The sequence below is a fragment of the Persicitalea sp. genome, assembly GCF_041751555.1.
GTDB lineage: Bacteria > Bacteroidota > Bacteroidia > Cytophagales > Spirosomataceae > Persicitalea.
The window spans coordinates 1-3,458 of the sequence record NZ_JBGSXF010000716.1 but is presented as its reverse complement, the minus strand read 5'-3'; the positions used below and the strand labels follow the sequence as shown (position 1 = coordinate 3,458).

General features: G+C 51.9%; 3 protein-coding genes. 1 reads left to right on the top strand and 2 read right to left on the bottom strand.

Annotation, left to right across the window (positions count from 1 at the left end; all coding sequences use genetic code 11):
- A complete protein-coding gene (locus ACEW8P_RS25055; RefSeq protein ID WP_373515800.1) occupies positions 1 to 1,461 on the bottom strand; it encodes a sulfatase-like hydrolase/transferase in 1,461 nt (486 codons plus the stop codon).
- 47 nt (positions 1,462 to 1,508) lie between these two features.
- Here ACEW8P_RS25055 and ACEW8P_RS25050 point away from each other — a divergent pair, with 47 nt between their 5' ends.
- Positions 1,509 to 2,039, top strand: coding sequence for a DinB family protein (locus ACEW8P_RS25050; protein WP_373515799.1), 531 nt, complete (start codon positions 1,509 to 1,511; stop codon positions 2,037 to 2,039).
- Positions 2,040 to 2,117: 78 nt separating this feature from the next.
- Here ACEW8P_RS25050 and ACEW8P_RS25045 read toward each other — a convergent pair.
- On the bottom strand, positions 2,118 to 3,458 hold a 1,341-nt coding region (locus ACEW8P_RS25045), incomplete at its 5' end, for a thioredoxin domain-containing protein (RefSeq protein ID WP_373515798.1).

Here is a 3,458-nt window from a genome sequence, read left to right as displayed (position 1 = left end):
CTATTTCTTCCAAACCTGACTTTCCGCAGTCACCTCCACATCCCACGGTTGAACAGGATTCAGACGGTACTTTGGGTCACTATCTTTTTCGGGAAAGGACTTTACTACGGCCATTAGCTTTGAAAAATTCGCTTTTCGTTCTCCGTTCGTCAGGCTGTCGAGCAGATTGATTTTCTCTTCGGGATCTTCGCGTAAGTCGATGAATTTTTCGGGTTTCCGGTTCGAGTCGATATACAGTTTGTAACGCTCATTTCTCACGACGCGGTCGCGGAATTTGTATTTATTCTCTACGCCTTTTTCCGTGAGCCGGGCATTGTTACCGCCGCCCATGCCCAGGATCCAGGAGCGTTTAGAACGATCGGTACTTTTCAACAGAGCTTGCTTGAAGGATCGGCCATCGACGATATGCGTCGCTCCGTCAGAGCGCCAGGTTTTTCCCACTTTCATGCCCGCCAAATCGAGAAACGTTGGGAAAATGTCACTAAAATCGATCAGCGCTTCGGATTTAGTGTCAGGTTCGATGTGATTTTTCCAACTCACGATGAATGGCTCGCAAATGCCGTTTTCGGTGGTATGGGCTTTACCGCCCTTTACCAACCTACCGTTGTATCGGCCCGAAATCGCGGAGGTAGTTCCGTTGTCGGTCGTGAAGACGATGATGGTGTTTTCCAGCAAACCTGCTTCGGTCAGTGCCGTAACGAGCTTACCCACGATTTTATCGGTGTAGCGCACCATCGCTTTGTGCTTGCCGAGGGGCGTGTCGGCCTTTTCATCGGGCGTATCGGTGAAGGGCGTGTGCGTAAGTACCATCGGGTAATACACGAAAAAAGGCCGGGCTGCGTTCAGTTCCTTCTTTCTCTCTTTGATAAATGACACAATGAAATCTGAGAAAATATCAGGGCCGAATTCTCCTTTGTAAGTCTTCGAGCCTTCCTTCGTGAAAATATAAGGGTCGAAGTACCTTTCCTGACTCGGGTCGTTGCCTTCCTCCCAGCCCGTCCACATGCAGTATTCGTCAAAGCCCGCGCGCGTCATGGCGTCGGGTTCTACCCGAAAATCGTCAATCTGCCACTTTCCGACCACGCACGTTCGGTACCCGGCTTTTTTCATTTCTGCGCCCAGCGACGGGTGCTTTGTTTCATCGAAATGCGCTTGTCCACCCCAGCGCGGCACGTCCCAGTGGTTTACCCAACCGTGCCGAAATGGATATTGGCCCGTCAGCAACGTGAGTCGCGTAGGCGTACACTGCGGCATGGAATATACATTATTGAAACTCGTTCCGCTTCTGGCCAGGGCGTCGATATGGGGCGTCGTCACGTCTTCGGCTCCGTAGGTACTGATCCATTCTTTTCCCAGATCGTCCACCAGAATGAAAACGATGTTGGGTTTCTTTTCAGCTACGGGTTCAACCTGTTGGCTAAGAACACTTATCAAGATTATTATGAACAACGAATAATTCATAGAATTGAAAATTTGCCTAACTTGTCCCTAAACCAATTCAAACAATCATGAAAACCTTATCTACTTCTCTTCTCTTTTTGGTGGCCTGGCTGGGTCTAAGCAGCTTCCAGCCCACTGAGTCAGTTTCCAGCATGGTGGCCGACTGGCAACGCGCCAAGGAGTTTACCCAAGAGTACCTTGAAGCCATGCCCGCCGACGGACTCGATTACAAGCCTACGCCCGAGATTCGGTCGTTTAAGGAGCAGATGTTGCACCTGGCCAATGGCAACTTCAATTTCGTGTCCGCTGCCTCCGGCAAGGAGAATCCTTACAAGGGTAAGAGTCTCGAAAAAATGGACGACCTGAACAGCAAGGAAGCTGTGACCAAGGTAGTTTTGGAAAGTTACGACTTTGCCATCAGCTCCCTGTCGGGTGCGTCCGAGGCGGGAATGGAAGCCCCGATTAAACTGTTTGGCCGTGATATGACGCGCGGTATGGCTTACGCCAAGGCTTTTGAACACCAAACCCATCACCGCGGACAAGCTACCATTTACATTCGCATGAAAGGCATCAAGCCGCCCAATGAGAAGCTGTTTTGAGACTTTTTGCTGCGCGGGTTCGGGCGGGCACACAGGTCCGCCCCTACGAGTACTTGGAAGAACAAAAAGGTCTGACACTCAAAACTCGATCAAGGCGAGGGCTTCGGTAGCGTTAGAAGTAGGCAGCTTACAAACCTTGTCTTTACAAACGTAGATGCGCGTTTGCCCTGCCACTTTTTTGTCTTCCAAGAGAGGCAAATTTTCGGTATTCCCTCCCGCGAAGATGGCATTGGGCAGGTAGTTTTTTTCCAAAAGGCCTTTCTGCTCGGTTGCTTTCTGGCCTACGATGGCTACCTCGTAGGTGCCAAAATGCTCAAGACCCAATAGTATCGCCCAGGAAGTGTAATAGGCCGCGTTGCCGGCCAGGCTGGATTTCATCAAACGCAGCATAGTCGTTGCTTTGGCTTCGCGTTTTTCGTCGTACATGATTTTTCCCAAACGGTACTGCGCCAAAGCCAGCACAGCGTTGCCCGAAGGAATCACGCCGTCGTTCACGCCGATGCTGTTGACGAGGATGCCTTCTTTTTTGGCAGCGTTAGTTGTGTAAAATTTCGACTTAGCATCGTAGAATTGTGCATCGGCTTTATTGAGCAACCCTCGGGAGACGTCCAGCCAATGCTTATCGAACGTCGCCTGGTAGAGGTACAGCATGGCGTCGGCCATGAAAGCGTAGTCTTCCAAAAAGCCGTCGATCGACACTTTCTTATTCCGAAAACTGCGTTGCAAGGCAAAGTCTTTGTCCAGCACGTACTTTTCCATAAACCGAGCGTTCCTGACCGCCGCCTGCAAGTAAGCCGGGTCGCCGAGGGCGCGGTAGGCGTCGAGGTAGCCTTTTAGCATCAGGGCATTCCAGGAAGTCAGAATTTTGTCATCAGTACTTGGCCGCACGCGTTTGGTCCGAGCGACAAAGAGTTTGGCCCGCGCCTTCTTGACCAGCGGATCGCCGGGGTCGAGAGCCTTGTCCGAATTTTCCTGATACAAAATATTCTCGCCCTTTTCCCAATTTCCTTTCTTGGTAATGGCGTAGGCTTTTTCCAGTGCCGCCAACTCGGACGGGTCGAGTATGGCGGCGATTTCGTCGTACTTCCAGACGTAGAATTTGCCTTCCTCGCCTTCGCTGTCGGCGTTGAGAGAGGAGTAGAAGCCACCCTCCGGGTCGGTCAGTTCGCGCTGGACGAAGGCCAGGGTTTCCGCGATGATACGGCGGTAACTATCGTCACCCGTCACCTGGTAGGCGTGGGCGTAGAGGCTCACGAGTTGGGCGTTGTCGTAGAGCATTTTCTCAAAGTGCGGCACCCGCCATTGGTCGTCGGTGGCGTAGCGGGCAAAGCCGCCGCCCAGTTGATCGTAGATGCCACCCCGCGCCAGGTTGTCGAGCAGGTTGGTCGTGGAGTTTAATGCTTTTCTGTCTTTTTTCAA